Origin of the sequence: Prevotella pectinovora (assembly GCF_041323955.1) — a bacterium.
In the GTDB taxonomy this organism is placed as follows: domain Bacteria; phylum Bacteroidota; class Bacteroidia; order Bacteroidales; family Bacteroidaceae; genus Prevotella; species Prevotella pectinovora.
The window spans coordinates 2,913,928-2,940,830 of the sequence record NZ_JBGLIV010000001.1; the positions used below are offsets into that span (position 1 = coordinate 2,913,928).

Sequence of the window (26,903 nt, forward strand, 5' to 3'; positions counted from 1 at the left end):
GATAAGACACTTTTTTTAATCTTATTCATAACTTTTTCCTGATTTTTATTTGAATTTAAAAAGGATTGCGCTATATTTGCGAAACATTTTCCTGCGTAAACCTTGCTTCGCCAGCGTATTACGCATGTATACGACAAATTTATTAATCAAATAAAAAACATCAATTATGAACAAGACAGAACTTATAGACAAAATCGCTGAAGGTGCTGGTTTGACAAAGGCTGACGCAAAGAAGGCTCTTGAGGCTACAACAGCGGCAATAAAGGATGCTCTCGTAGCAGGTGACAAGGTGGCTTTGATCGGTTTCGGTACATTCAGCGTTAACGAGCGTCCAGCTCGCGAGGGTATCAACCCTGCAACAAAGCAGAAGATTACAATCGCAGCCAAGAAGGTTGCCAAGTTCAAGGCTGGTGCTGACCTCGACGAGGCTCTGAACTGATTTTTTTCAGAAAGCAACGCTTTTGGCATGATTGCCAAGAAATAAAATAGGGCTTCCCCCACGGGAAGCCCTTATTTTGTTTCTTTATTTTATCCCAAGCCGGTCATTAGGGCTTGTACGCCAACTCCAATATATCCTTTGTCATCCATGATAATTGAACCAAAAACGGGCACGCTGCTTGCCCAACTGGGGCAAGTAGCTTTCTCAACTGGGGCAAGCACCTTGCCCCAGCTGGGCAGATTTTACGCCAAGCGGTTGTCCAATAAGTTCATATTGCAATATCCATATTCCTATTTGCAGGATTCTGCCGACTTATGCAATTCCTGTCGTCCGAATTCCATTCATCTGATTCCCTTTCGCCTGACAATTATCTCTCGTCTTCAAACCATCCAGACAGTTTGCTGACAATCGGTTGGTAGTCAACTGACTGTTTGTCAGAATATTACAGCAAAAAACCAGATGGTCTGATGGTTTTGGCGTTTTTTTAGTTAGTTCCGTAAAACGGGTACGTTTAGTGATTTTTTCACCGTCACTTACTTTCTTTTCTCCTGTAGTAGAACGATGTCCACCCGTCCGGCAATCTGCTCCGGCGTGATGCCGGTCAGACAAGGATAGTCGCCCTTCGCACATATCTTGTTGCCGTAGATGCTGCATGGTCTGCACGGCATGTCGATCATCACGGCATTGCTCTCGCTCTGTCCCCAGCCCATGAATCCGGCGTAAGGATGGGTAGCTCCCCATACGCTCACCACCGGTGTGCCAACGAGGGATGCGAGGTGCATGTTCGAACTGTCCATCGAGAGCATCACGTCGAGATGGCTCATCAGTATCAGTTCCTTGTCTATTCCGCCGAGCACACGGGACGCTATCTCCAGGCGGGGGTTGCGCTCGCGCCATGCCGCCATGGTGTCCATTTCCGACTTGCCGCCGCCGAACATCAGTATTCTTGCGTCGGGATGGCGGTCGGAGATGATGGTCAGCGTCTTTTCCATCTGCTCCTTAGGGTATATCTTGCCTTTATGGGCGGCAAACGGTGCCACTCCTATCCACTGCTGTTCCTCCGGCTTCACGTTGAACGGTTCGGAGAGCTGCGAGAGTTCGTTGCCGCCGTCGGCAAAGATGGATTCAAACTCCACTTTCACCGGATAGCCCAGCTGTGCGAATACGTCGGCATAGTTGCTGAATGGTGTGGGCTGTTGCACGAGCTGCTTGTTCTCCATCGCCGTGATGGCACGTCGTCCGGCTCTATGCTTGTTGATATGTGCCACTTTGAAACGGTCGATATTGAACCTCATGCGCAGATATTTCGACCGCAGCACGCTGTGCAGGTCGGCGATGGCGGTGAAGTTCTTTGCCATCAGCCGGCGGTAAAGGGCGTTCAGCCCCTTCACTCCATGGTACTCGTTCTTGAGGTCAGCTTCCATAAACCCCACGTTGTGTGGCATGTGCTCGAAGAACGGGCGCGCGAATTTCTGGCTAAGCATCGTAATCCTGACGTCAGGATACTGCTTGGCCAGTGAATAGACTACGGGGACCGTCATTGCGACGTCGCCCATAGCCGAGAATCTTATTACCAGTATATGGTCGGTTTTCATTCGTGTGCAGAAGGCTGCGGAGCGTGGGCTCCCGCCTTATTTCTTGTTTGCGTAGAGGATAGGGTTAGTAGAAGGGTCGTTGTACATCTTCATCTGTCTGTACACCTTCATGTATTTCCTTCCCGCCTTTATGTCGTCGAGAAGTTGGTCTATGGCAGTGCCGAGGTCTACCTGCTGCTCCAGCAGCACGTTGAGCTTCTTCTGGCACTTGTCGATATGCTCATCGGATGCGTCGCTGCGGTCCACCTGCTCCTTCATGTGGTATATCTTGAGGGCGAGGATAGAGAGGCGGTCAACTGCCCATGCCGGACTTTCCGTATTGATGGTGGCGTCAGCCAAGGGCTTCACGTCATTGTATATCATGCGGAAATAACTGTCAATCTGCTCCACGAGGTCCGTGCGGTCCTGGTTGCTCCTGTCGATGCGGCGCTTCAGGTTGAGAGCCTCTACGGGGTCGATGTGCGGGTCGCGGATGATGTCCTCGAGATGCCACTGCACCGTGTCTATCCAGCACTTCAGATAGAGGCGGTTCTCAATGGAATCGCGGTCGTACGGGTTGTTTATCTGTGTGTCAACATTGTCTTTCACATGGTAGTCGTTGATAGCCAGATTGAACACCTTGTTACATAGTTGTGAGAATGTCATGACTTTACGTTGTTTAAATTTGTGGCAAATCTAATAAAATAATTTTATATGACCAACTAAAACACAATAAATAACCCATCACGAGGTTATAAAGGCAACATTAAAGGTTTTATGAATCATGAAGATTATTGTTGACGACAAGATTCCGTATATTAGGGAGACGCTTGGTGAGATAAGCCCAGACGTTACCTATTTGAAGGGTGCCGACATATCTGCCGGCGACGTTGAGGACGCTGATGCACTGATAGTGAGAACTAGGACATGCTGCGACGAGAAACTGCTGCAGGGGAGCAAGGTGCAGTTCGTTGCCACCGCCACCATCGGCTACGACCACATTGACACAGAATACATGCAGAAGGCAGGGATAAGCTGGATGAACTGTCCGGGATGCAACTCCGGCAGCGTGGCGCAATATCTGCGTTCTACCCTCATCCTGCTGTGCCGCGAAAAGGGCATATCGCCAGAGAAAGACATCGTCGGTGTTGTGGGCTACGGTCATGTAGGCAGCAAGGTGGTGGCAGAGGCACGCGCCATGGGCTTCAAGGTGCTCGTGTGCGACCCACCGCTTGGCGACGGCGGCAGCACGGCAGAACATTTCGTTGACATGCGGCAGATAGAAAGAGAATGCAGCGTCATAACTTTCCACGTGCCACTCACTAAGGGCGGAAACCATCCCACTTTCCATCTTGCCGATGAGGCTTTCTTCGGCAGACTTGCCAAGTGTCCGGTGATAATAAACACGAGCCGAGGCGGTGTGGTAGACAACGGAGCCTTGCTCGCTGCCCTGGACAAGGGGATGGTGAAGGATGCCGTCATCGACACATGGGAGGGAGAACCCGACATCTCCCTCGCATTATTAAATAAGGTATATATAGGTACGCCCCACATCGCCGGATACAGCGCCGACGGCAAGACGAACGCCGACAATATGGTGATTGAGGGCCTGTGCCGCCACTTCGGGATAGAGAACCGATGGCATATCCTTCCGCCTTCTCTGCCAGACGGTTTCAAGGCAGGCGACAGTGAAGACGACACGAAACTCGCACTCTATAATCCTCTGGAAGACAGCCGGCGACTCAAAAACGCTCCTGAGAAATTTGAGGAATTGCGTGGAAATTATCCTTTAAGAAGAGAAAAATTGTAACAAAACACGCTATTTTCTGCACAGTTATACCCTCTGTGTGCAAAAGAAAGTGCTTTTTTGTTGAATTTATTTGCACAAGTTATAAAAAATGCGTTCCTTTGCACCCGATTTACGAAATTGAATATAATTTAAACACTTTAAAAACATTAACTATTATGTCAGAAATTGAATCAAAAGTAAGAGCTATCATCGTAGACAAACTTGGTGTTGATGAGGCTGAAGTTAAGCCAGAAGCAAGCTTCACAACAGACCTCGGTGCTGACTCTCTCGATACAGTAGAGCTCATCATGGAGTTTGAGAAGGAGTTCAACATCACTATCCCAGATGACAAGTCTGAGTCAATCGCTACTGTAGGCGACGCTATCGCTTACATCGAGGAGAACGCAAAATAATTATCAGAAGTGATATAAATCGAAGGTGAAAGAAGTGAGATGAGACCGGTCTATGGATCTCACTTCACTTCTTTCACTTTTTTTTCTATTAAAGTTGATAAGTTGGCAAGTTGGCGGGTGCAAGCGGAAGGACAGGCAAATTATGCCGTCATAGGGCTTGCTGATCTGAAAGTCAAAATGTCAGTGAATCAACGGGTTTTCGAATTGCGGGGCAGAAGTCTCATGTCTATAAATTCATGACCATTAAGATAGCGAGTCAACGGCTTTGTGTGTTGGCCGGAAAAACGAGCAGTCATATAGTTTCCAATTGTCTTCTCGTCATCCCGACGTTCGTCAACCTTAAAAATAAAACAATTGAAATATGGAATTAAAAAGAGTAGTAGTAACAGGACTCGGTGCCGTTACACCAGTGGGAAACAATCCTGAGGAAACTTGGAAAAACCTTCTCGAAGGCGTAAGCGGAGCCGCTCCTATCACACATTTCGACGCATCCCAGTTCAAGACACAGTTCGCTTGCGAGGTGAAGGGATTCAACGTCAACGACTATATCGACCGCAAGGAAGCCCGCAAGATGGACCGCTACGCTCAGCTCGCCATGGCTTCTGCAGTACAGGCTGTTGAAGACAGCAAGATGGATCTGGAGAGCGTAGACAAGAACCGCATCGGTGTTGTCTATGGTGTAGGTATCGGCGGTATCAAGACATTCGAGGACGAGGTGGGCTACTATGCCACACATCAGGAGAATGGTCCGAAGTTTAACCCGTTCTTCATCCCTAAGATGATTTCCGACATCGCAGCCGGACAGATTTCCATCCGCTACGGTTTCCACGGACCTAACTATGCCACTACATCAGCCTGCGCTTCTTCAACCAACGCTCTGGCTGACGCATTCAACCTCATCCGTCTTGGCAAGGCAGATGCTATCGTTGCCGGTGGAGCAGAGGCTGCCATCTGCGCTTGTGGCGTAGGCGGTTTCAACGCCATGCACGCCCTTTCTACACGCAACGACGATCCGGAGCACGCTTCACGTCCATTCAGCGCAAGCCGCGACGGATTCATCATGGGTGAAGGTGCTGGATGCCTTATCCTTGAGGAACTGGAGCACGCCAAGGCGCGTGGCGCCAAGATCTACGCCGAGATGGTGGGCGAGGGCATGAGTGCCGACGCATACCACATCACCGCTTCTCATCCTGAGGGTCTCGGTGCATGTCTCGTGATGCAGAATGCTCTCAAGGACGCTGGCATGACACCAGAGGACATCGACTATATCAACGTACATGGCACATCAACACCTGTGGGCGACGTTTCAGAGGTGAAGGCTATACAGAAGCTCTTCGGTGAGCACGCTTACAAGCTGAATATCAGCTCTACCAAGTCTATGACTGGCCACCTGCTCGGCGCTGCCGGTGCCGTTGAGGCCCTCGTGTCTGTATTGGCTGTCAAGAACGACATCATTCCTCCTACTATCAACCACGAGGAGGACGACAAGGACGAGAACATCGACTACAACTTGAACTTTACCTTCAACAAGGCGCAGAAGCGTACCGTACGCGCTGCCCTCAGCAATACGTTCGGCTTCGGCGGACATAACGCTTGCGTAATCTTCAAGAAGTATGATGATTAATAATTTCATTGACCGCATGAGGCTTCCTTTCAGCAAGGACAAGGAGCTTCGTGCGGCTCTTTACGAAATCTTCGGTTTCTACCCACACAGGATACAATTCTACAAGCTCGCCCTGATGCACAAGAGTGTGACCAGGCGCAACGAGAAAGGAAAGCCACTGAACAATGAGCGCCTCGAATTTCTTGGCGACGCTATCCTCGACGCTATCGTTGGCGACATCGTATACCGCCACTTCGAGGGAAAGCGCGAAGGCTTCCTCACAAGCACACGCAGCAAGATAGTGCAGCGCGACACTCTGAACCGTCTCGCCACCGAGATGGGCATCACCCAACTGATAAAATTCGGCAAACATACTCCCTCCCACAACAGCTACATGGGTGGGAATGCGTTTGAGGCCCTTGTGGGAGCGATGTATCTCGACAGAGGCTACGAGGCTTGCATGCGATTCATGGAGAAGCGCATACTATCACAGCTCATCAACATCGACAAGGTGGCATACAAGGAGATAAACTTCAAGAGCAAGCTCATAGAATGGTGTCAGAAAAACAAGGTGAAACTCGACTTCAAGCTTCTGGAGCAGAGCCGCGAGGGCAAAAACAGTCCTATATTCAAATACCAGGTGCTCATAGAGGGTCTTGAGGGCGGCGTAGGCGAAGGCTATTCCAAGAAGGAGAGCCAGCAGCTCGCCAGCAAGATAACGCTGCAGCAGCTGAAACGCAAGCCGCAGTTCATCGACGCCGTGTTCACCGCCAAGGGCAACCGCACCAAGATGGAAGAGGCACCGGTGCTCACCGTGCCCGATACGGAGCAGAAGACCGACTTCATAATTCCTCAGGCGAAGGACGAGGGCACAGCCCCTGTATATTCAGACAAGGTGGAGGAGAAGAAGGTGGTCGTAAAAGAGAAGAAGGAGGCCGACGAGTTTGATTTCTCCGACATCCAGGCCACTCCCAAGGAAGTCACTTCAGAGGATATCATCGCGGCTTCAATGGCAGAGGCATACAAAGAATAAGATTCTCACAACCGGCATACCCCCTGTGTGTATCAGGGCACAGCCGCATGCAGCGCAAATACGGGAAGAGAGCGTACGAAACCATAACGTACGCTCTCTTCCCGTATTTGCATATCCCAAATCAATCATTAGGACATTGATTTTTGGAGAGAAAAACCATGTGCCGTCGTCTGGAATACCCCCAGACTTCAATCTGATGCTCAGAAGACTGTTTTGGTATTTTTACCTTCAGATATTTCTTTATTGCGATTATAATTATTTTATTTGCAATAAAACAAAATAGAGGATAGTTTTTTCATTAAACCCGAATCGGTCGTTAGGGCTTGCTTGGATTTTGTTTTTTAGAAGGATGGATTTTGTTTGGCTTTTAATGAGTAATAGCGGGCTATTGCGAATTAAAAACAGACGAAAGACGCCTTATAAAAATCAAAAGACTGCAAGCAGTATTAAAATAATACATTGAACGGCCTAATGACCGTTTTGGGTTAAAAAGCAGCATGATATGGACACATCTGTAATACTCAATCCATTTGTAGCGGGAAGATCTTTTGCAACGTGGCTGGCAAAGGACTATTAGGGAGATACAGGCAGCCTGTATCCGTAGCCCTCTGTCATCAGTCTTCCATAGCCGGCAGAACGATGTTGTTGAGCATTACGGCGATGGTCTTCAGCCGCACATAGTCGAACGACATATACATCAGTCCGCCATACGGATTCTCCGTACCCCACGAGTTCTTGCAGATGAAATACTTCCTGTCTTCCTTGTCGCGGGCAATGCCGATTATTGCCATGCAGTGGTCGTCGGTGGTGCGGAAAGTGTCAAACTCCCTCTGTCTCATCGCCTGCGAGCAGTTGCGCTTTGCCAGCGGCACATCTGCCACACCGTCGGCGAATGAGAATCCCCGTTCACTGATGTCGCCCTCCCAACATACGGGATGGCCAGACCTGACAGACTTCTCCATCAGTTCCATCAGTCTGTCGATAGGCAGGTTGACGAAGCGTTCGTCGTTGTAGTTGTCAGTCAACTTCAATGCCACCTTCTTGTTCATCGGTTCGTGGGTGAAGCTGGTGAACGCCATATATTCGTCGGGCATACACACGCTATGCGCAAACTCCAGCGGCGTATATTCCATTCCCAGCATATACACATGCTTGGGCAGCGGATTGATGCTGCCGTCGAGCACGTTGTCGGCAGCCTGTCGGGCTTTTACAAGTCCCGATCCCCTGCCGACCTGTGCCACGAGTGTAGACCGCAGTTTGCGTGCCGCCACATTCATGTTGGCGTCCGTGTGGTAGGAGTCGTAGGGCATCAGTCCGTAGGTCTGTATCAGTCTCACCAGCTGCGGCATCGTTCCGCGGAGCGTTATGTCGCTGCTGCCGTGGCTCAGATAATACCTGTCCGCCTGTTCCTTCATGAAATTTCGTGCCACATAAGCCACAGAGAGGTTCACCGAGTCGCCCCTCTGGATATGTTCCGTCTCTATCGTGGCAAGCATGGCGTATGCCCAGCATAGCGAACTGTGTCCCTGGTCTTTCACGGGTGTCATGCCGAGCCTCACCTCCGTGCGGAATTTCATCGGATTCAGCATCGTCTTTTTCTCGGTTTCGTCGCATGCTGTCATCACCACCGCTGCCAGGGCGATGGTGAGCATCATGGCTATATTTGCGTTTGTTCTTTTCTTGATGTCTTTGTACATGGCATTCTCTGTATATGATGTTATTCTTCTATATAGTTGTTCTGCACAGGTCGGTAACCGGCGGCCAACCGACGGGAATGGACAAGCATCTTCGCTTTTGTCATTCCACGAGCTTTCCCTCAGCCTTCAGGGCGTTCCACATCGAAAAACGAGCCTCCGGCGCTATGCGCTCCATCTCCTCGAACAGGTGTGCCACGGTGGAGCGGTGGGAGTCGGTCTCATAGGGACACAGCTTCTTCTGTTTTTCATATCCGTTCGTCTCCGCATAGCGGCGGATGTCAGCCTCTTCTTCCATGCATAGCGGACGGATGATGGTGATGGGCATCTTGCGCATCGTGAGGCGTGCCGGCATAGTGGAGAAATGACCCTGAAACATCTGGTTCATCAGTGCCGTATGCAGTATGTCGTCCTGATGGTGGCCCAGCGCAATCTTGTTGCATCCCAGTTCCTGAGCTTTCAGGAACAGCTGCTTGCGCCTGTTCCAAGAACAGAGGAAGCATGGCGACTTGCGGTTGTCGGTGGTCATGTCGAAGCTTGTGGTCACGAGGTGGAGCTTCACGCCGAAACGCTGGCAGAAGTCTTCCAGATATCTTGTGTCGCTCTCATATCTGATGTTCTGCATCCTGATATGTATGGCGTGCACCTCAATCTTCGGACGGTTTATCGCCTGCTGTCTGCCTAGCATCTCTACCAGAAATAGTGAGTCCTTGCCGCCGGAGAGTCCGATGAGCACGCGGTCGCCGTCTTCTATGAGTTCAAACTCCTTCAGCGCCTTGCGGTAGCGGCGCATGAGCTTGGCTTCGAGCTTCTGTTCTTCGGTAGGTTTCATGTTCTTTTCTCTTGTCTATGTCGTTGTTTATGATTTCCTGTGCCGCCAGCCGTCGCCGGGCATCCGTCTCTCCTTATTTCAGAAACACCAGATACACCGCCGCCACGAGGAAGAAGAAGGCGAGGTAGTGGTTCCAGTGCAGCCCCTGGTTGCCGAACATCATGTTTATCATCACGGTGAACACCAAGAGGCTCACACACTCCTGTATTACCTTGAGCTGCACGAGGGTGAAAGGTCCGCCGTTCTCCACGAATCCGATCCTGTTTGCCGGCACCTGGCAGCAATATTCAAAGAAGGCGATGAGCCACGAGAAAGCGATAACGCCAATCAGGGGCCAGTTGCTCGATGTTCCCGTCTGCTGCAGTTTCAGGTGTCCATACCATGCCAGTGTCATGAAAATATTGCTAGCCAAGAGGAGCAATACAGTGTATAATCCGTTCATATTTTGATTTATCCTTTTAAATCGGCAAAGTTATGAAAATTTGCTCAAAAACAAGAATGTGGCAATGTTTTCGTGATGTTGCTGACGAAATATGTGGCAACAGGTATAGGTGGATAAAAAGAAAAACCTTGGTTTGACAAGATCTCAACGGGAATGCCTACACCTTTTTAGGGGATTCCCTAACAAATATTATGGTTTTTATCCTTGCGCTGTTCTGCCATAAATAGTAAATTTGCAACGTGATAATAAACAGCGGGGCTTCGGCGCCGGAGATATTAACGACATAAAGACATTGTATCATGAAAAAGTTTTATTCCATAATCACCATTATAATGATGGTACTGACAGCCACGTTGACAACGGGCTGCACCGACGAGAATGAAGATGTGGCGTATAACCTCTGGGGCACATGGGAGGGAAACATGTATATGCAGAGCCAATACAACGGCAGAGTGTATCAGTCGAGCTATTCGGTGTTGGCGTTCGACAAGAACCCATATCAGTATGCCAGCGGAACGGGTTACTGGATTGACTACTACAGCAATGCCCCATGGGACTACTATTCAAGCCGCATACAGTGGAGGGTGACGGGCAACCAGGAGATACAGATATACTCTCAGAATGAGGGCCGCACATATTATATCTACAACTACAGCATGGGCAGCTATCGCTTCACGGGATGGATAAACGACGGACAGAACAAGCCCGTATACTTTGAGCTCAGAAAGACATCGGAGCCAGACTGGGGCGACTACGACTGGGACGGATATTACTGGGATGACTATTACTACGGTTACAACTACTCTCCGGCTCGCTCGAAGTCTGTTGTTGAGGCTCCAGTGAGGGGAATAACCAGAAATGATGATACGAACAAATAAATGATACAAACATGAAACAGGTAAAGATCTTCACGATGATGGTGGCGATGCTGCTTATGGCAATCACAGCACATGCCGGAGTGAACAGCAAGAACACGATGCCAAATATCACCTATCCCTATGTGGACAACTGCAACACCCAATACTGCAAGATAGCTTCGATAACCTACGGCAGCACGATAACGATGGTGAAGCTGGTATACAATGTGGCGAAGGTGAATTTTGAAGACACAAAGAACATCGTCATGACCGACTCCAACGGCAAGGAATACAAGCTGAAATTCATCAACGGACTGAAGGCCGGACAGGAAATGGAAATCGAAGGCAAGAGATTCATTACCCTCGTGTTTCCGAAGATAAAGAAGACTCCGACAAAGGCAAACATCGAATGGGCTGACGGCAATGGATTCATGTTCGAGGGAGTGGACCTGACACAGAGCGGACCGATACAGAGCGTGTTCGACAAGGATGCCCTGGAGAAGGAGCTGAACAGCAAATACGGCAACGGAATGCACTTCCAGGAGGTAGACGAATAACGGTGTCTGCCGGACCTGCTGCATACAGCTTACGCCAAACGGACATAAAGCATATATGTTATTTTTTCATTACGGCTTGTAGCCTCATGCCAAACCGGGCATCAGGCTCCAGGCAATCCCGGAAGAAAGATTTGGGATAAACAACGAGGACTGCGTGGCGGAAATGATTTTCCAATCACGCAGTCCTCTTTATTGTTGGTTGTAGTCAAGCTGACGAGGATGTTTGTCTGTCTCTGACAGCTGTTGGCAAACCAGGATATCTGTCAGACAGTGTGCCTGGAGCCTCTGCGCCAACCTCCCAGATAGTGCCGACATGCGACATCAGTCCGCCGCTGATACCTACATATTAATTTTATGAAATAAATGAATAAAAAGACAAACGGTGCTTCTTACGCATAGAAACAAAAATGAGGTATGCTGCACAGAAATAATTCTGTGCCGCACACCCCATCAGTAGACTACCCCTTAAGTCCGGATATGGACTTAAGGGCTATGTCAGCAGTGGTTATTTGAAATATCTCTTGTAGAGGCCCATGAAGCCTGCGCAGTGGCGGGCCTCGTCCTTAGCCATTTCGTGAACGGTGTCGTGAGTAGCGTCCATACCGGCAGCCTTGGCGTTGCGGGCGATGCGGAACTTGTCCTCACATGCTCCACGCTCAGCAGCGATGCGAGCCTCAAGGTTGCTCTTGGTGTCTTTCAGCACGTCGCCAAGGAGCTCAGCGAATTTAGAAGCGTGCTCTGCCTCCTCGAAAGCGTAGCGCTTGAAAGCCTCGGCAATCTCTGGATAGCCCTCACGGTCGGCCTGGCGGCTCATTGCGAGATACATACCCACCTCACCGCACTCACCGTTGAAGTGAGTCTCGAGGTCCTTTATCATTTCCTCGTTGGCGCCCTCCTTGCGGGCAGCGCGCAATTCGTGTACTGTAGCGAAAGTATCTTCTTCACCCTCTACCAGCTCTTTGAACTTAGATGCTGGAGCCTTGCATACCGGGCACTGCTCTGGAGCAGCGTCACCCTCATAAACGTAACCGCAAACGGTGCAAATAAATTTCTTCTTCATAATGTCTTTGTTTTTATATGTTACTTATTTTCTTTTCTGAAAGCGTATCCTTTGATAATCGCTATTATAGTTCAGTGCTTTTCTTCATTGGCAAAGGTAGGAATTATTTCAATATGCTGTACGCTTTTTCTTGATTGAATTTTTCTATTTTGGCATTAATTATATTGATTTAACCCCAATCTGCCCTTTGTAGTCCGTCTGTATTCTGACAAGTCCTTGGCTCAGGAAAATGTCTCTTGTCCGGCATCAGTCAGAGGTGGAGTCCGCCACGGGATTCCAGTTCCATTCTCTTGCCCGTCAGCGGATGATGGAATGACACATATTCGGCATGCAGATACATCCTGCCGCTTGTGGGGTGGCCGTATAGGGTGTCGCCAAGTATCGGCGTGGCGAGTCCGTCGGCATGGGCGCAGTGCACTCGCAGTTGATGTGTCCTTCCGGTGAGAGGATACAGCAGGATCTCCGTCTTGCCGTCGGCGGTGGAGATTATCTCATAGCGGGTTTCGGCAGGTTTGCCGTGCTCCTGGTCCACCACCTGTCGCGGACGGTCTGTCGGATCGGCGGCAAGCGGCAGACGGATTGTGCCTTGGCGTGGAGCGTGGGGGATGCCGTCGAGTATTGCCCTGTAGCGTTTCTCCACCGTGCGTGATGCGAACTGTTCGTGCAGATTGCGCAACACGGTGTCAGACTTCGCCACTACGAGGAGTCCGCTGGTCGCCATGTCGAGTCTGTGGGCAGGCATCAGAAACTGGCTGCCGCCACGCTCCCGCCTCAGGATGTCAACAACAGACTCACGTGCCACGTTGCCCGGCACGGAGAGAATGCCGGCAGGCTTGTCAACCACTATCAGACTCTCGTCTTCATAAACTATATGCAGATCTTCGCAGCTCCCTGCGGCGCTGTCGTGCGGGTCGGCGTCCACATTGAGGCCCTGCAGCATGTGTGTGAGGATAGGTTTGCATTTGCTGCGGCAGGCAGGGTAGTAGTGCAGGTGGTGGCGAATCTCGGTCTTAGGCGACTTCCCCCACCAGAATTCCGCCATGCACACAGGATGCAGACCATGAAGATAGGCATACTGCAGGAGCTTTGGAGCGCAGCAGTCGCCGGCTCCCGATGGCGGCACCCTCTGTGGCGTGGCGGCGAAGATTGATGTCAGGTCGCAGCGTTCGCCACGGGCGTTGAGCATGGAATATTGGCCGAAGAGCCATTGCTGCAGACGGTCAGATTTCTCCTTGCGTTCCTGTCGCAGTGTGGCGATGCGGTTGTCGAGTTCTGCCTTCTGGCGGCGTGGTTCGGCGAGCGTCCCATCCCATCTCTTCTTGATGCGGCGCAGTTCCGCTTTCTGATATTGGCTCTCTCTGACCATCTGCTCCTGCTGCTGGGCAGAGAGGGACTGGCCGGATGCTCTCAGGGCTGCGCGTCTCTCCTTTGCCTCCGCCATATACTGTCGGAAAGCCTGTATCTCGTTGTCGGCGGCAGTCTGCAGTTTGGCAGTCCTGTCTTTCAGAGCGGTATATTCCGCAGATTCCTTGATGCGTGCTATCTCATGGTTGATGGATGAAATCTCGCGCTCGTGGGTCTTGAAATATCCGTCGGGCTGCTGACTGTCATATACCGACGGCACGAAATATGGCAGGTCGTTCCTGCCTGCCAGCAGTCCGGAGTATGCGGCAAGGAATCCGAGGTCTCCTGTGGCGTCTGTCACCACAAGCACACCGAACATCTTTCCCTTCTCCACTTCGTCTCTCCACTGTCCGTTGCTGCCAATGTAGCGTTGCAGTTCGCCGGCAGCCAGCAGACATAGCGGGTGTGGCGTGTAGTTGAAGGGATAGGTGAAGCGCTCGGGGCGCTCTATATCGGTGTGCAAAGGGTGGAAAATCTCGTTCATACGGCAAAGTTACTGATTATCCGCCAACATCAGCGACGTGACGGGTGGAAAATAATCATGCCGATGGAAAATAATGCAGAAAAGCGGAATGAGGACACCAATGTCTGCCGGTGCCGCCTGTCATGGTTCACCGAGACGCTCCACGATGAGTTTCACCTCCGCCGGTGTGAACGACCGTACGGGCGGCATCTTGCCGTTTTTCAGCAGACGTCTTGACAGTTCCGGTTCCAGACTTATCCACCGGCATAGTTTGCGGAATGCCGACTCTGGTTGCAGGTTGGGACAATACATCTGCGCCAATTCTGTGCGCCCGTAGGCGCGAACCTTGAAATTCATTGCTTCGTTGTTTTTCATGATAAAAATTATTTTTAGTGGATTAAAAATGCTTCTCCCGTCGTGTTCCGACCACTGCCGGCAGGGGAAACGATATTGATATAAATATAAATCAGGGACCGCTGCCACTGATAAGAGTTTCGTTGTTCCACTGTGTATATATGTGATAATGCAAAGTTAGCAATTATTCCGCAAAGCGCAATGGGATTCTGAAAAAATATTTTCATGTTCCCTTGTCTGCCCGTCATCTTGATTATCCCTGATTTGTCATTAAGACGACCTGATGGACGATTGGGGGTTATATAATAAGGTGAGACAATTTGTTGGGTTGTCTTTTTGCAATCGTTTTCGTTACAAAAGCAAACATTTTATTAGTTTTATTCGTTTGTTTCTTCAAAATGTATTACTTTTGCATCAGTTAATACAACATGACACAAATATCATTCGCTATGTTCCGGGAGCGGAACACTGTCTGACCCTTGACAAACAAGGATAATGACAGCACAGACATCAAAAACAGATAAGATACAACAAAAGAGACAACGCAAATGCGATTCGATAAAAAGGAACGAAGAATATAGGAATAGGAAAATGAATGAATTTTTTATAGGTCATAAAGTTAGAACTGAATATAAAAGGGAAAAAGACAGTAAGTAAGGATGCACACAACACGAATACAAGTATGAAATGGAGCAGGATGTTCGTCATCCCGCTCCATTTTTCTTGATTCATACTCTGTCGGCATCCTCTTCTCCGGCATCCTCTTCGCCTGTGACATAAGCATAGAGCTTCTTGTAGAACGCCGTGTGACCGAGAGTCTCGGCATTGCCCATGATTACGAGTTTCATTCTGGCACGCGTTATCGCCACGTTCATGCGCCGCAGGTCGGAGAGGAAACCTATCTGCCCCTCCTGGTTGGAGCGCACGAGAGATATGAATACGATGTCGCGCTCCTGTCCCTGGAATCCGTCCACCGTGTTCACCGCGATGAGCTTGCGGTAGGGACGGAAGAAGTCGCTCTGCTTTATCAGCTGTCTGAGATACTGCACCTGTGCCCTGTATGGCGAGATGATGCCCACGTCGATACTCTCTTCGAGGATGCGCTCCTTGCCGATCTTCTCGAAATAAGTCTGCAGGGTGTCGAGGGTGAGACGCGCCTCGCGCTTGTTTATCCTTCCGAAACTCTCACCCACAAACTGCTCGTAAGCCTCTATGCCGGAGGTGTCTATCCATACCATCGGCTCGTCGTAGTCCAGTATTCCCCGGTGTCTCACCTCAGGAGCCGGTTCCACCATTCCGCCATAAAACCAGTCGCTCGAAAAGCGCATTATCCTTTCGTTCATGCGGTATTGCATTTTCAGCAGCGTCACCACCTCGGGCTTCTTTTCCACGATGCGCTCCATCAGCGTCTTGGCGAGTCCGCCACGCATCGCCTCGAAGCTCTTCACTGTTGGCGGCAGCTGACAATGGTCGCCGGCGAGCACCACTCTCGACGCCCTCTTCATGGCAATCCAGCATGCAGCCTCAAGTGCCTGTGCTGCCTCGTCGATGAATAGTGTGGTGTATTTCTGTCCAGACAACACGTGGTTGGCGCTGCCTACGAGAGTTGAGGCTATCACACGCGCCTCGCCGAAAAGCTGGGCGTTGATTCGGCATTCTATCTCTGTGGCGCGGCTCTTCAGGCGTTCCACCTTCTGGTGCCAGTTGTCGGCAGCCCCTCGTTTGCGGTTCTGCCGCAGCTGGCGTATCGCCTTGCGGATGCTCCATAGTTCGGGATAGTCGGGATGCGACTCGAAGCGCCGCTCGTAGGTGAAGGAGAGCATCTTGTCGTTCACTCGTGTGGGGTTTCCGATGCGTAACACCGCCACTCCGCGGTCTACGAGCTTTTCGGATATCCAGTCTACTGCCATGTTGCTCTGTGCGCACACCAGCACCTGGCTCTCCCGCTTCAGCGTTTCGTATATCGCCTCTACGAGCGTGGTGGTCTTTCCTGTTCCCGGCGGACCGTGTACCACCGCCACGTCCTTTGCCCTCAACACATTGTTCACGGCGAGTTCCTGTGCCGTGTTGAGCCATGGGAATTTTATCGCGTCGAACGAGAATGTCTGCGCTTTCTGCTTTGAATAGAACAGGTCGCGCAGGTATGCCAGCCGGTTGCCTTTGGCGCGTATCACGCGGTCGAGGGCTTCAAACATCAGCTTGTAGCTGGTCTCGTCGAAGAATAGCTGCACACCCACATTCTCCGTGTTCTGCAGCGTCACGGCGAGTCCTGTCTTGTCGGGAATCACCACCACCATGCGGTCGGTGTCGGCATAGCTCACGGTTCCTGTGGCAATCAGGTCGAAAGCCTTTGCCGTGCCTTTTGCCTGTGTCTTGCCGGTGGGCAGCTTGTCTGCTGTCGCCTCGCTGCCCGTCGCCTCGTCGGTATGGAAGAAGCACACGGGTTTTCCGAATTCGAAATTGTGTTCTATGTCGTCGTCGGCAGTGCGATACACCTCGATAGCCAGCTGGTTGAGCGAGTTGTAATAGCTCCTGCCGATCCTCACGGGATGCCATGCGTCGCCTCTGCGGATGCGTCGCGGGAGTCCCATGGCCTGCATCTGCCGTTTGAAGTTCTCCTTCTCCTCGTCGTATTCGGTCTGCAGCAGCGCTTTCTGGCGCAGCAGACTCATTATGGGGCTTTGTATTGTCTTGTCGTTCTCCATCTTGTTGTCTTTTCATTGTCAGGAATGGGGCATTGCCTGACGGAGTGTAAGAACAAAGGTAATGAATTATCCTGATAACGACAACCCGATTGCAGATTTTTGTGGCTGCCTCATGTCTGCTGTGGATATGATGGCATCTGGTGATAATCCCCCAACGGGCTGGTCTCCGATTCGGGATAATTCATTTTCCGTTGTGCATTAATTTGTCTTTCGTTTTGTATTGAGCATGGATTATGCTACCTTTGCCTGATGAAAAAGCCGTGGGCAGTAGTCCACGTTGCACATATCGGAGAAACCGTTCCAGCAGCTCATCGGCATGTATGCCGGAAGCATGCGGAACCCGAATATAAAACAAGGGAAAAGATGGAAAAGGAAAACAAATACGTATTGCAGTATCCCTCGATAATGAAGGGCAAGAAGATAATGTATGTCCACGGATTCATGTCGTCGGCACAGTCGGGCACGGTGGCGCGCATCCGTGAGATGCTGCCGTCGGCAGACGTAGTGGCGTATGACCTGCCGGTGCATCCGCAGGAGGCGATGGACCTCTTGAGGCAGAAATGCGAGGAACAGAAGCCCGACCTCATCATCGGCACGTCGATGGGAGGAATGTATACCGAGATGCTGTATGGCTACGACCGCATACTGGTGAATCCGGCTTTCCTGATGGGAGATACGATGACGAAACACGGGATGCTGGGCAAGCAGACCTTCCAGAACCCAAGGCAGGACGGTGTGCAGGAGTTCATCGTCACCAAGAGTATGGTGGAGGAATACAAGGAGGTGACGCGGCAGTGCTTCGCGGCAGTCACCGACGAGGAGCAGGATAGGGTCTACGGACTCTTCGGCGATGCCGACACCACGGTGGCTGCAGAGACCTATGGCGTGTTCGCCGCCCACTACCGCCAGGCGATAAGTTTCCACGGCGAGCACCGCCTCATAGACAAGTCGCTCATCCATGCCGTCATTCCCGTGGTGCGCTGGATCGACGACCGTCAGGAGGGTCGTGAGCGTCCTATCATTTACGTGAGCATCGATGCGCTGCGTGATGCCAGGGGCAGCCAGAGGGGAAGTGCGATGAAGGGTTTCCAGACTCTGCTCAACCACTATGCGATGTATGTCGTAGCCCCGTCGCCAAGCTACGACGAGGAGTATGTTGCCGAGGTGCGCCGTTGGGTCAACGACACGGTGAATGTGCCGGCATGGCAGCGCCTCACCTTCACCAACCAGGAGAATCTGCTCTATGGCGACTATCTCATCGCTCCCGTGGCGGAATGTGAGCGCTCCGGATTCATGGGCACTACGATAGCCCTCGGTTCCGACACGTTCAAGACGTGGGACGAGATAATAGAGTTCTTCAGCCGTCTCGGCGGACAATAGTTCTCATGGAGAACGTCTGTATTGATGGTAATCTTTGATACGTCAAAGTCTCCATTATTGCCTGATAGAGGTTTGTGACCAAAAAAACGATCAAAATTGTCAGATTGTCAGGTTTTTGCTGTAATGCTTTGATATACAAATGGTTAGCGACCTGATGATTGTTTTCGATTGTCTGGATGGTTTGCAGATGAGAGGAAGTATCAGATGGCAGGAATTGCATGTGTTGGCAGAATCCAGAAAACCTGAATGTGGATGTTACAACATTAACTTATTGGGCAGCCGCCTGGCGCATTTTCTGCCCAAGTGGGGCAAGCAGCGTGCCCAAGTGGGGCAAGCACGTTACCCAACATGGGCAAGCACGTTGCCCCAGTTGGGCAGATTTTGTACTCTCTGACAGGATCATAGACTGCTGTCCATCAACCATAGGCTGGGGATACAGCGACATCACGGAATGACAAATGGGTTTAGGGTGTTTTATCTGTAACCCATACGCTCTTGGTTACAAACTAACCTTCCCAAAGGGAGGTAACAGATTACTCTGCCTCTGACTTCAGCCCCCTCTCGTTCTCCCCCGAAGGGGAGATGCAGTTTACTCCGTTTCTGTCATAGACTGGTGATGCAGTTTACTCCGTTTCTGTCATAGACAGGTGGTGCAGTTTACTCCGTTTCAGCCATAGACTGGTGATGCAGTTTATTCCGTTTCTGCCATAAACTGGTGATGCAGGTTACTCCGTTTCAGCCATAGACTGGTGATGCAGGTTACTCCGAATACTGATGACCATTGGTGGTCAAGTTGCAAAATTATGGATAACCCACTGGTAAACAGGCAGTCAAGAGTAACCAGTCCCTCCCCTACGGGGGAGGATAGGTGGGGGCTGATGGCAATATGCAGAGTAACTTGTCCCTTCCCTTTAGGTAGGTCAGGATGGCCCTAATGACCGATTGGGGTTAAAATAAATAAAGCTGTATGATATTTCGATGATACATCAATGATACTTTTCTGTAAAGAGTTCGGAAAAGTATCATTGGCGTTACTCGTTGGCTTGCAGGATTTTAGCCGTTCTGCGAGACCGTAAAATGATACTATGATACTTTTTCGCGGAAAAAACATTCTTATGTGTATATTTTGCGCTTGATTATCGTTAACCACAAATCGCTTTCTATGTTAATATCCAAATGTTTTGACCATTATTTTCAATTTATGCTGAGATTTTATATTCAGGGGTGAATGTTTGGCGATTTCTGACCATGGCTGTGACCAAATGTACAAGTTTGTTCTTGACATTGTTCAGTGCAACCTGCTTCTTCTTTCCTCGTTCTACGAGGCGCATGTAGTACCTCGCCATAATGGGATTGAAGTTGACGGCAGCTAGTGCCGCTTGCGTCAGCATGGCCTTTATCTGGCGGTTAGCCATATAATGTACATGCGGATCGGAATGCACACTGGTTCCCGAATCTTTGCCAAATGGAGCTAGGCCGTAATAGCAGGCAATCTTGCGTGAGTCGTAGTTGAAACGCCGGAAGTTGTCGGTGTACACCATCAGGCACACAGCGTTCTGCGTTCCTATGCCAGGCACCGAGGTCACGATGGTGAACACCTCGGTGAGTTCCTCGTCCGACTTGATGAGATCGGCAATGCGCTTATCTATCTTCTCTATCTCCTTATTGAGTTCAGAGACGATGTGCCGTCCGCTCTGCGAAATCATTGTCTTGACTGGCGACTTCTCCATAGTGAGTCGCTTTTCGCCTCTACGCACCTGGAAACTGCATCTGTGTCTTACGATCATCTGACGGTATAGGAACAGCTCACGCAGTTGTGTAAGCGACTCGCTAAGAGGCTCGTACATAACGGCTTTATCGTAATTCCTCATGGCGTATTCTGCAATCATCGAGGCGTCAGCACGGTCAGACTTCAATCGTCTAAGACCAGATGCGTCTTTGATGCTCTTTGCGTTCTCAAGCCACATGTCGTAGCCTTTACCGTAGAGGAAGTTGCACAGTCCCTTGCTGTAGTCGCCCGTGTTCTCGCCACAGAAGAGCCACAAGGACGAGTCGATACCGCAGGAATTCTGCTCAACCCACTTGACCAACTGCCTATAGCCAGACACGGTTGTCTTGAACTCGTTGAACACTCTAGCAGCGGTTTCTGCCAGTCCGTCTGCAAAAAGGATAGCCACATCAACTTTTTCTTTCGAAAAATCAACTCCGATAAATAAATTCTTCATAACTTTGTACGAGTTATATTGTGTAGAATTGGTCAATAGTTGTATGGACTAACACTCTAACAAGGCTCAGAGCCGATAACTTTCTATCTGGTCTTTGCAACTATGTCGATGAGGACCTAAACGATTTATAGCTTTACGGCTGGGTCATTAGCTGGTTTACCTCTTCGACAGACCGATTCTACCTTTTTACAACAAAGGTACGAAACTGTCTTTAGCAATCATAGTTTTACCTTGATTATTTTGGAGTTTATGCGACTTCGTCGCAATCTTCTGCAAACTTAGAGGTCATTAGGCCGTTTAATATATAATTCTAATAACTGCCTGCTTGGATTTTGATTTGGGTTAACGAATCTAAAAGCTACGACATTTATAGATACTAATTCTCACTATAATATGTCATTTTGTTTAAAAGCGTAATAAAAACAGTAAAATATTTGCCAATATGAAATATTTTTCCTTAATTTGCAAACAAGACAATGCTGCTTATGTGATAGCGTTCATTCTGTGAGGATGAACAGGCATTTGGATGTATGGAATGATAGACAAATATTTGGTATGGTTTTAAGACAACGTTTTTTCGACAAACAATATGGTCGAGATTAAGTTCGCTTCAATCCTTCATGGCAGAATTAAATGAATAGAATAAATGTTTCTTATAATTAGATGAATAAATGTTGATTGAATAATGTTGGTATGTTGAGCAATTGCTCACATCGAGCTCAGCCGTATTCGTGAGAAACCGGCTGAGTTTTTTTATGGTTTCACTCTAAAAATCATCCTCAGCCACTTCTTCCTCCCTGTATAATTCTCCCAAGCAGTTGCGTATTTCTTCCATGTCGTAACCTCTGCCGAGGGCATAGCGGATAAGCTTGCAACTCAGTTCGTAGTCGCTCTTCGCCTTCACGCTCTTCATCTTTGCCTTCAGCAGAGGGCGCAGCGAGTCGGTGAAACTCGTTTCCTCAATCTCGTCGATAACCCGTCGGCGGATATCCTCGCTGATATGCTTCATATAGAGAGCCTGGTCCACCTTGTGGCGCCCCCATTTGTCGTATCTCACCTTGTCGTTGGCAAAAGCTCGGGCATAACGCTCGTCGTCGATATACCTGCCCTCCGTAAGAGCATCCACCACACGGTCCTGGGCATCCTCAGCCAGTCCCCATAGCGTCATCTTGCGCCGCATCTCAAACGAGCAGTGTTCCGCACGTGAACACAGTGCGGCGAGCTTGTTGAGGGCCTCCTTTTCCGTAATTTCCTTCTTCCCCTTCATCATTTTCTGCATATAGTGTTCCTGTTCTTGCCGTAGATGTCCTTTATCGTCTTGATGTCCCGATATCCCATATCGCCGAGCATTGTCTCCATCTCGTTGGCATAGAGGGCGTTGATCTCGAAGCAAAGCCATCCCCCAGGGCGCAGCGCATGACATCCGTAGCCGGCGATGGCACGATAGAAGAGCAGCGGGTCGTCGTCGGGGACGAAAAGCGCCAGATGAGGCTCGTGGTCCAACACGTTGGAGTGCATGCCGCTCCTCTCCCTGCCGCAGATATACGGAGGGTTGCTCACTATGGCGTCCCACCTGTCGGTGTCGTGGGGAGCGTTCAGGGCATCCTGTTTCACAAAATTCACCCTTGCTCCGAGCCTTTCCGCATTATCCCGGGCTATGCCGAGAGCCTTGTCGGAGATATCCCATGCCGACACCTCCCGACTCTCATCGTCCAATGCCAAAGTGCAGGCTATGCAACCGCTGCCCGTGCCGATGTCGAGGATGGCAGGGTGGGGCAGGGCGGCGGTGAGGCCGGCAACGATGTCGCAGAGCTGCTCCGTCTCGGGACGTGGGATGAGCACACCAGGCGCCACACCGAAGATGCGGCCGGCAAACGGTGCCTTGCCGGTGACATACTGCACGGGTTCTCCCTCCTTCAGCCTTGTCATGGCGCAGGAGAGCACCTGTGTGTCGGCAGAAGACAGACTCTCCACACCGCCACACACGATATCCGTGAGCGACATGCCGAAAAGGTCGTCGAGAACGGTGCGGCATACAGCCTTCGCCTCGTTCTCGCCATATATGGCGGCGAGTTCTCGCCACAAGTCATTGTATCTCATCTCATAAGTGTTAGAATTGCAAAATTATCGTTTAACGCATTGACCTACAAACTTAATCGCCGATATTTAACGTGAAATTCGAAAAAAACACTAACTTTGCAGTTGAAAACTTGTGATACACATTATATAAATATAAGATAATACATTATTATATATATGGAAGAGAAGAATTTTAAGCGCACTACCGTGACCGCCGCCCTGCCATACGCCAATGGCGGAGTGCATATCGGCCACCTCGCCGGAGTGTATGTGCCGGCAGACATCTATGTGCGCTATCTGAGACTGAAGAAACAGGAAGTGATGTTCATTGGCGGTAGCGACGAGCATGGAGTGCCTGTCACTATCCGTGCACGCAAGGAAGGCATCACTACTCAGGAGGTGGTAGACCGCTACCACTCGCTCATCAAGAAGTCGTTTGAAGACTTCGGCATTTCGTTCGACATCTACAGCCGCACGACATCGGCTATACATCATAAGTTCGCATCAGACTTCTTCCGCACACTCTACGACAAGGGAGAGCTGGAGGAGAAGACCGAAAACCAGTTCTGCGACGAGGTGACAGGAGAGTTCCTCACCGACCGCAACATCGTGGGCACCTGTCCAAGATGCGGAGCAGAGGGAGCCTATGGCGACCAGTGTGAGAAATGTGGAGCCACCCTCTCGCCAGACGAGCTTATCAACCCAACCAACAAGAACAACCCTGGCCACGGCCTGGTGAAGAAGCCTACCAAGAACTGGTATCTGCCGCTCGGCAAATGGCAGGACTGGCTGAAGAAGTGGATATTGGAGGGACACAAGGAATGGCGACCGAACGTGTACGGACAGTGCAAGTCATGGCTCGACATGGATCTGCAGCCACGTGCAATGACCCGCGACCTGGACTGGGGTATCCCGGTGCCGGTGGAGGGAGCTGACGGCAAGGTGCTCTATGTGTGGTTTGATGCCCCTATCGGATATATCTCGAACACTAAGGAACTCTGCGACGCCAATCCCGAGACTTGGGGAACATGGCAGAAATGGTGGCAGGACCCTACATCGAGACTCGTACACTTCATCGGTAAAGACAATATCGTGTTCCACTGCATCGTGTTCCCGACGATGCTCAAGGCTCACGGAGATTATATACTGCCGGACAACGTGCCGGCAAACGAGTTCCTCAATCTGGAGAACGACAAGATTTCCACTTCCCGCAACTGGGCTATCTGGCTGCATGAATATCTCGTGGACTTCCCGGGAAAGCAGGATGTGCTGAGATATGTGCTCACGGCGAACGCTCCTGAGACAAAGGACAACAACTTCACCTGGAAGGACTTCCAGGAGCGCAACAACAGCGAACTCGTGGGTATATATGGAAACTTCGTGAACCGTGCGCTGCAGCTCACCAAGAAATACTGGAACGGCGTGGTGCCGGAGTGTGGAGAACTGACAGACTACGACAAGCAGACGCTTGAGGAATTCAAGGACGTGAAGAAGAAGGTGGAAGACCTGCTCAACGTGTTCAAGTTCCGTGATGCACAGAAGGAGGCAATGAATCTGGCGCGTATAGGAAACAAGTATATCGCCGATTGCGAACCGTGGAAGGTGTGGAAGACCGATCCGAAGCGTGTGGAGACAATCCTGTATATCTCGCTGCAGCTCGTGGCAAACCTCGCCATTGCGTTCGAACCGTTCTTGCCGTTCAGCAGCGCCAAGCTCCGCAAGATGATAAACATCGATGGCTGCGACTGGAACCAGCTCGGTGCTACCGACCTGCTTAAGGCTGGTCATCAGCTCAACGAACCGGAACTGCTCTTCGAGAAGATAGAGGACGAGACGATACAGCATCAGCTCGACAAACTGGCTGAGATAAAGAAGCAGAACGAGGCTGCTGAATACAAGGCAAAGGAAATCAAACCTACGGTGAGCTTCGAGGATTTCGAAAAGCTCGACATCCGTGTGGGAACGATAAAGACCTGTGAGAAGGTGAAGAAGGCAAACAAGCTCCTCAAGTTCACCATCGACGACGGTTCGGGCACCGACCGCACCATCGTCAGCGGAATAGCCAAGTTCTATAATCCGGAAGAACTCGTAGGCAAGCAGGTTTGTTTCATCGCAAACTTCGCCCCACGCAAACTGATGGGTATCGAGAGCCAGGGAATGATTCTCAGCGCAGAGAACTTCGACGGCAGCCTTAGCGTGACACGCATTGACCGCGAGGTGAAGCCGGGCAGCCAGGTGGGATAAGCATGAATGCAGGGGTGACCTGTACCTTTCCTTATAATGGGGCAGGACAGGTTTTCCTCATCAACCGATATAACGGTGATGTCTCAGCGCCGATGTGGAATTAACCGCCGCCGGATGAGACAGGCGGCAATAGGAGGAATAACTATGAAGCGTACACCTAAGTGCTACAATGAGGAAGAGTTTGAACTCGACAACATCTATAACGATGATGACGATCGCTACGGAAAAGCGGGACTCTCTGCTATGTTTTATTGATTAGACCTCTATTGAATGACTAATAAGGACGGGCGTTTGGCGGAAAGGAACAAACGCCCGTCTTTTGATTACTCCTCCCAATCGGTCATATTGCCGTTTGGGGATAAAACTCTCAGGATTATGACCACAGATGAAAGATATATGATGCGCTGTCTGCAACTGGCAAAGAACGGGATGCAGAACGCCAAGCCAAACCCTATGGTGGGTGCCGTGATAGTGAGCGGCGGCAGGATTATCGGTGAGGGATACCACGTGTGCTGCGGAGAAGGCCATGCCGAGGTGAACGCCTTCGCTTCGGTGAAGGCGGCAGACGAACATCTGCTGAAAGAGGCTACGATATATGTCAGCCTCGAACCCTGTTCTCACTACGGCAAGACACCGCCATGTGCCGACCTCATCATCCGGAAGGGGGTGAAGAGGGCGGTAGTGGGCTGTGTTGACCCCTTTGCCAAAGTGCATGGCAACGGAATCAGAAAACTGCGTGAGGCTGGCATCGAAGTCACTGTGGGAGTGCTTGAGGAGGAATGCAACGAACTGAACAAGCGCTTCTTCGCATTCCATAGACTCAAACGTCCGTATATATTGCTGAAATGGTGTCAGACGGCAAACGGTTTCCTCGACGACTGTAATAAACCGCTGCGCATGTCTACTCCATACACGCAGATGCTCGTGCATAAGCTGAGGAGCGAATACGACGCAATACTCGTCGGACGAGTGACGGCGGAGAGAGACAAGCCGAAACTCAATGTGCGCCTATGGGCTGGCAATGACCCTAAGCGCATCGTGATAGACAGGGAGCATCCGTGTTTCGATGGTCTCTGCTTTGACAACGGCGACACCGTGCCCGGACAGATAGCCGGTTGGCTGCATGGACAAGGAGTGCAGTCGCTGATGGTGGAAGGTGGAGCGGAGACGCTGAAGGGCTTCCTGCGTGCCGGACTGTTTGACGAGATAAGGGTGGAGACGGCACCGGTAGTGGTGGACGGCGGTACGGCGGCTCCGATGCTGGCCGGAGAAGAACTCCGATTCACAGGCAGAGAGGTGTATGGACAGAATGTAATCGACACATACCACCGCATCGGTTTGGTCTGCCGATATGGGGAGACCGTGGGTTCAGACAATAATATTATGTAATATAAACAACGAAAACATTATGAAGATTTATGATTATATGACTCAGGGCACCTGCAGTCAGGCAATACACATCGAGCTCAACGACGACAATACCATCAACAACGTGTCGTTTACTGGTGGCTGCAACGGAAACCTGAAAGGCATCGGAAAACTCGTGGAGGGAATGCCGGCGGAAAAGGTGGTGGAGAAGCTGCGTGGTGTGACTTGCGGTTTCAAGAACACAAGTTGTCCGGACCAGCTCGCCAACGCCCTCAGTGAGATGTTGAAAGGTTGATGCCATTTTTTATCCGTAAAATGCGAGATAAACAAAAAAAAATGTTACCTTTGCAATCGTTACAAAAAACCGATGTGCGCAGAGGTGCATAGG

At 50.5% G+C, this 26,903-nt stretch carries 23 protein-coding genes; 11 read left to right on the forward strand and 12 right to left on the reverse strand.

Annotation, left to right across the window (positions count from 1 at the left end):
• Positions 1–166 precede the first annotated feature (166 nt).
• A complete protein-coding gene (locus ACDC99_RS11380; protein ID WP_042519121.1) occupies positions 167–439 on the forward strand; it encodes an HU family DNA-binding protein in 273 nt (90 codons plus the stop codon).
• A 533-nt stretch (positions 440–972) separates the two neighbouring features.
• On the opposite strand, the gene ACDC99_RS11385 is transcribed toward ACDC99_RS11380, so the two are convergent.
• Together ACDC99_RS11385 and ACDC99_RS11390 are read right to left on the reverse strand one after the other, a co-directional pair.
• Positions 973–2,034 carry a glycosyltransferase family 9 protein gene (locus tag ACDC99_RS11385; RefSeq protein ID WP_278840941.1) on the reverse strand — a complete coding sequence of 354 codons (1,062 nt, stop codon included), beginning with the start codon at positions 2,032–2,034 and terminating at the stop codon, positions 973–975.
• 36 nt (positions 2,035–2,070) lie between these two features.
• Positions 2,071–2,679, reverse strand: a complete 609-nt coding sequence (locus tag ACDC99_RS11390) for a DUF4254 domain-containing protein (protein WP_022316712.1) — start codon at positions 2,677–2,679, stop codon at positions 2,071–2,073.
• A 118-nt stretch (positions 2,680–2,797) separates the two neighbouring features.
• Here ACDC99_RS11390 and ACDC99_RS11395 point away from each other — a divergent pair, with 118 nt between their 5' ends.
• The 4 genes from ACDC99_RS11395 to rnc all read left to right on the forward strand — a co-directional run bounded on the left by ACDC99_RS11395 (position 2,798) and on the right by rnc (position 6,851).
• Positions 2,798–3,823, forward strand: coding sequence for a 4-phosphoerythronate dehydrogenase (locus ACDC99_RS11395; RefSeq protein ID WP_044065185.1), 1,026 nt, complete (start codon positions 2,798–2,800; stop codon positions 3,821–3,823).
• Between the two features lie 155 nt (positions 3,824–3,978).
• The gene (locus ACDC99_RS11400; protein WP_022316714.1) at positions 3,979–4,215 is read left to right on the forward strand and encodes an acyl carrier protein; all 237 of its coding nucleotides are present in this window, start codon (positions 3,979–3,981) and stop codon (positions 4,213–4,215) included.
• A 361-nt stretch (positions 4,216–4,576) separates the two neighbouring features.
• Positions 4,577–5,839, forward strand: a complete 1,263-nt coding sequence (gene fabF, locus ACDC99_RS11405; RefSeq protein WP_022316715.1) for a beta-ketoacyl-ACP synthase II — start codon at positions 4,577–4,579, stop codon at positions 5,837–5,839.
• On the forward strand, positions 5,832–6,851 hold the full coding sequence (rnc, locus tag ACDC99_RS11410) for a ribonuclease III (RefSeq protein ID WP_287071668.1): 1,020 nt from the start codon (positions 5,832–5,834) through the stop codon (positions 6,849–6,851). The genes fabF and rnc overlap by 8 nt, the downstream gene beginning before the upstream one ends.
• Before the next feature lie 614 nt (positions 6,852–7,465).
• Here rnc and ACDC99_RS11415 read toward each other — a convergent pair.
• From ACDC99_RS11415 to ACDC99_RS11425, 3 genes are all read right to left on the reverse strand, one after another.
• Positions 7,466–8,548 carry a C1 family peptidase gene (locus ACDC99_RS11415; protein WP_370756776.1) on the reverse strand — a complete coding sequence of 361 codons (1,083 nt, stop codon included), beginning with the start codon at positions 8,546–8,548 and terminating at the stop codon, positions 7,466–7,468.
• A gap of 100 nt (positions 8,549–8,648) precedes the next feature.
• On the reverse strand, positions 8,649–9,377 hold the full coding sequence (locus tag ACDC99_RS11420; protein ID WP_289065396.1) for a tRNA 2-thiocytidine biosynthesis TtcA family protein: 729 nt from the start codon (positions 9,375–9,377) through the stop codon (positions 8,649–8,651).
• Between the two features lie 73 nt (positions 9,378–9,450).
• Complete coding sequence (locus ACDC99_RS11425) at positions 9,451–9,819, reverse strand: DMT family protein (RefSeq protein ID WP_022316720.1); 369 nt, start codon at positions 9,817–9,819, stop codon at positions 9,451–9,453.
• A gap of 299 nt (positions 9,820–10,118) precedes the next feature.
• On the opposite strand from ACDC99_RS11425, the gene ACDC99_RS11430 reads away from it, so the two are divergent.
• Positions 10,119–10,697, forward strand: coding sequence for a hepatitis A virus cellular receptor 1 (locus tag ACDC99_RS11430; RefSeq protein WP_370756777.1), 579 nt, complete (start codon positions 10,119–10,121; stop codon positions 10,695–10,697).
• Positions 10,698–10,708: 11 nt separating this feature from the next.
• Positions 10,709–11,233: a hypothetical protein gene (locus tag ACDC99_RS11435; protein WP_022316722.1), complete on the forward strand. Its 525-nt coding sequence runs from the start codon at positions 10,709–10,711 to the stop codon at positions 11,231–11,233.
• 505 nt (positions 11,234–11,738) lie between these two features.
• On the opposite strand, the gene ACDC99_RS11440 is transcribed toward ACDC99_RS11435, so the two are convergent.
• The 4 genes from ACDC99_RS11440 to ACDC99_RS11455 form a co-directional block, all read right to left on the reverse strand.
• Positions 11,739–12,293: an NADH peroxidase gene (locus ACDC99_RS11440; protein WP_042519110.1), complete on the reverse strand. Its 555-nt coding sequence runs from the start codon at positions 12,291–12,293 to the stop codon at positions 11,739–11,741.
• A 250-nt stretch (positions 12,294–12,543) separates the two neighbouring features.
• The gene (locus ACDC99_RS11445; protein WP_302750927.1) at positions 12,544–14,181 is read right to left on the reverse strand and encodes an RluA family pseudouridine synthase; all 1,638 of its coding nucleotides are present in this window, start codon (positions 14,179–14,181) and stop codon (positions 12,544–12,546) included.
• A gap of 120 nt (positions 14,182–14,301) precedes the next feature.
• Positions 14,302–14,535, reverse strand: a complete 234-nt coding sequence (locus tag ACDC99_RS11450) for a DUF4248 domain-containing protein (protein ID WP_022316725.1) — start codon at positions 14,533–14,535, stop codon at positions 14,302–14,304.
• A 707-nt stretch (positions 14,536–15,242) separates the two neighbouring features.
• Entirely contained in the window at positions 15,243–17,219 is a 1,977-nt protein-coding gene (locus ACDC99_RS11455; protein WP_370756778.1) for an AAA domain-containing protein, read from the reverse strand.
• A gap of 363 nt (positions 17,220–17,582) precedes the next feature.
• On the opposite strand from ACDC99_RS11455, the gene ACDC99_RS11460 reads away from it, so the two are divergent.
• Positions 17,583–18,599 (forward strand): YqiA/YcfP family alpha/beta fold hydrolase, encoded by a 1,017-nt coding sequence (locus ACDC99_RS11460; RefSeq protein WP_042519103.1) that lies wholly within the window; start codon positions 17,583–17,585, stop codon positions 18,597–18,599.
• 1,199 nt (positions 18,600–19,798) lie between these two features.
• Here the strand turns inward: ACDC99_RS11460 and ACDC99_RS11465 are convergent.
• The 3 genes from ACDC99_RS11465 to prmC all read right to left on the reverse strand — a co-directional run bounded on the left by ACDC99_RS11465 (position 19,799) and on the right by prmC (position 22,924).
• Entirely contained in the window at positions 19,799–20,824 is a 1,026-nt protein-coding gene (locus tag ACDC99_RS11465; protein ID WP_042517114.1) for an IS110 family RNA-guided transposase, read from the reverse strand.
• A 766-nt stretch (positions 20,825–21,590) separates the two neighbouring features.
• Entirely contained in the window at positions 21,591–22,094 is a 504-nt protein-coding gene (locus tag ACDC99_RS11470) for a regulatory protein RecX (RefSeq protein ID WP_302961695.1), read from the reverse strand.
• Complete coding sequence (gene prmC, locus ACDC99_RS11475) at positions 22,091–22,924, reverse strand: peptide chain release factor N(5)-glutamine methyltransferase (protein WP_022315712.1); 834 nt, start codon at positions 22,922–22,924, stop codon at positions 22,091–22,093. The genes ACDC99_RS11470 and prmC overlap by 4 nt, the downstream gene beginning before the upstream one ends.
• A gap of 156 nt (positions 22,925–23,080) precedes the next feature.
• On the opposite strand from prmC, the gene metG reads away from it, so the two are divergent.
• The 3 genes from metG (at position 23,081) to ACDC99_RS11490 (ending at position 26,810) form a co-directional block, all read left to right on the forward strand.
• Positions 23,081–25,147 carry a methionine--tRNA ligase gene (metG, locus tag ACDC99_RS11480; protein WP_022315713.1) on the forward strand — a complete coding sequence of 689 codons (2,067 nt, stop codon included), beginning with the start codon at positions 23,081–23,083 and terminating at the stop codon, positions 25,145–25,147.
• Between the two features lie 375 nt (positions 25,148–25,522).
• Positions 25,523–26,536, forward strand: coding sequence for a bifunctional diaminohydroxyphosphoribosylaminopyrimidine deaminase/5-amino-6-(5-phosphoribosylamino)uracil reductase RibD (gene ribD / locus ACDC99_RS11485; RefSeq protein WP_370756779.1), 1,014 nt, complete (start codon positions 25,523–25,525; stop codon positions 26,534–26,536).
• 19 nt (positions 26,537–26,555) lie between these two features.
• Positions 26,556–26,810, forward strand: coding sequence for a TIGR03905 family TSCPD domain-containing protein (locus ACDC99_RS11490; RefSeq protein ID WP_042519097.1), 255 nt, complete (start codon positions 26,556–26,558; stop codon positions 26,808–26,810).
• Positions 26,811–26,903: the final 93 nt, after the last annotated feature.

What these genes read in the sequence shown, in the direction of transcription:
- ACDC99_RS11380 (WP_042519121.1), top strand. Translation starts at nt 167, where the DNA reads ATGAACAAGACAGAACTTATAGACAAAATCGCTGAAGGTGCTGGTTTG.
- ACDC99_RS11385 (WP_278840941.1), bottom strand. Translation starts at nt 2,034, where the DNA reads ATGAAAACCGACCATATACTGGTAATAAGATTCTCGGCTATGGGCGAC.
- ACDC99_RS11390 (WP_022316712.1), bottom strand. Translation starts at nt 2,679, where the DNA reads ATGACATTCTCACAACTATGTAACAAGGTGTTCAATCTGGCTATCAAC.
- ACDC99_RS11395 (WP_044065185.1), top strand. Translation starts at nt 2,798, where the DNA reads ATGAAGATTATTGTTGACGACAAGATTCCGTATATTAGGGAGACGCTT.
- ACDC99_RS11400 (WP_022316714.1), top strand. Translation starts at nt 3,979, where the DNA reads ATGTCAGAAATTGAATCAAAAGTAAGAGCTATCATCGTAGACAAACTT.
- fabF (WP_022316715.1), top strand. Translation starts at nt 4,577, where the DNA reads ATGGAATTAAAAAGAGTAGTAGTAACAGGACTCGGTGCCGTTACACCA.
- rnc (WP_287071668.1), top strand. Translation starts at nt 5,832, where the DNA reads ATGATTAATAATTTCATTGACCGCATGAGGCTTCCTTTCAGCAAGGAC.
- ACDC99_RS11415 (WP_370756776.1), bottom strand. Translation starts at nt 8,548, where the DNA reads ATGTACAAAGACATCAAGAAAAGAACAAACGCAAATATAGCCATGATG.
- ACDC99_RS11420 (WP_289065396.1), bottom strand. Translation starts at nt 9,377, where the DNA reads ATGAAACCTACCGAAGAACAGAAGCTCGAAGCCAAGCTCATGCGCCGC.
- ACDC99_RS11425 (WP_022316720.1), bottom strand. Translation starts at nt 9,819, where the DNA reads ATGAACGGATTATACACTGTATTGCTCCTCTTGGCTAGCAATATTTTC.
- ACDC99_RS11430 (WP_370756777.1), top strand. Translation starts at nt 10,119, where the DNA reads ATGAAAAAGTTTTATTCCATAATCACCATTATAATGATGGTACTGACA.
- ACDC99_RS11435 (WP_022316722.1), top strand. Translation starts at nt 10,709, where the DNA reads ATGAAACAGGTAAAGATCTTCACGATGATGGTGGCGATGCTGCTTATG.
- ACDC99_RS11440 (WP_042519110.1), bottom strand. Translation starts at nt 12,293, where the DNA reads ATGAAGAAGAAATTTATTTGCACCGTTTGCGGTTACGTTTATGAGGGT.
- ACDC99_RS11445 (WP_302750927.1), bottom strand. Translation starts at nt 14,181, where the DNA reads ATGAACGAGATTTTCCACCCTTTGCACACCGATATAGAGCGCCCCGAG.
- ACDC99_RS11450 (WP_022316725.1), bottom strand. Translation starts at nt 14,535, where the DNA reads ATGAAAAACAACGAAGCAATGAATTTCAAGGTTCGCGCCTACGGGCGC.
- ACDC99_RS11455 (WP_370756778.1), bottom strand. Translation starts at nt 17,219, where the DNA reads ATGGAGAACGACAAGACAATACAAAGCCCCATAATGAGTCTGCTGCGC.
- ACDC99_RS11460 (WP_042519103.1), top strand. Translation starts at nt 17,583, where the DNA reads ATGGAAAAGGAAAACAAATACGTATTGCAGTATCCCTCGATAATGAAG.
- ACDC99_RS11465 (WP_042517114.1), bottom strand. Translation starts at nt 20,824, where the DNA reads ATGAAGAATTTATTTATCGGAGTTGATTTTTCGAAAGAAAAAGTTGAT.
- ACDC99_RS11470 (WP_302961695.1), bottom strand. Translation starts at nt 22,094, where the DNA reads ATGATGAAGGGGAAGAAGGAAATTACGGAAAAGGAGGCCCTCAACAAG.
- prmC (WP_022315712.1), bottom strand. Translation starts at nt 22,924, where the DNA reads ATGAGATACAATGACTTGTGGCGAGAACTCGCCGCCATATATGGCGAG.
- metG (WP_022315713.1), top strand. Translation starts at nt 23,081, where the DNA reads ATGGAAGAGAAGAATTTTAAGCGCACTACCGTGACCGCCGCCCTGCCA.
- ribD (WP_370756779.1), top strand. Translation starts at nt 25,523, where the DNA reads ATGACCACAGATGAAAGATATATGATGCGCTGTCTGCAACTGGCAAAG.
- ACDC99_RS11490 (WP_042519097.1), top strand. Translation starts at nt 26,556, where the DNA reads ATGAAGATTTATGATTATATGACTCAGGGCACCTGCAGTCAGGCAATA.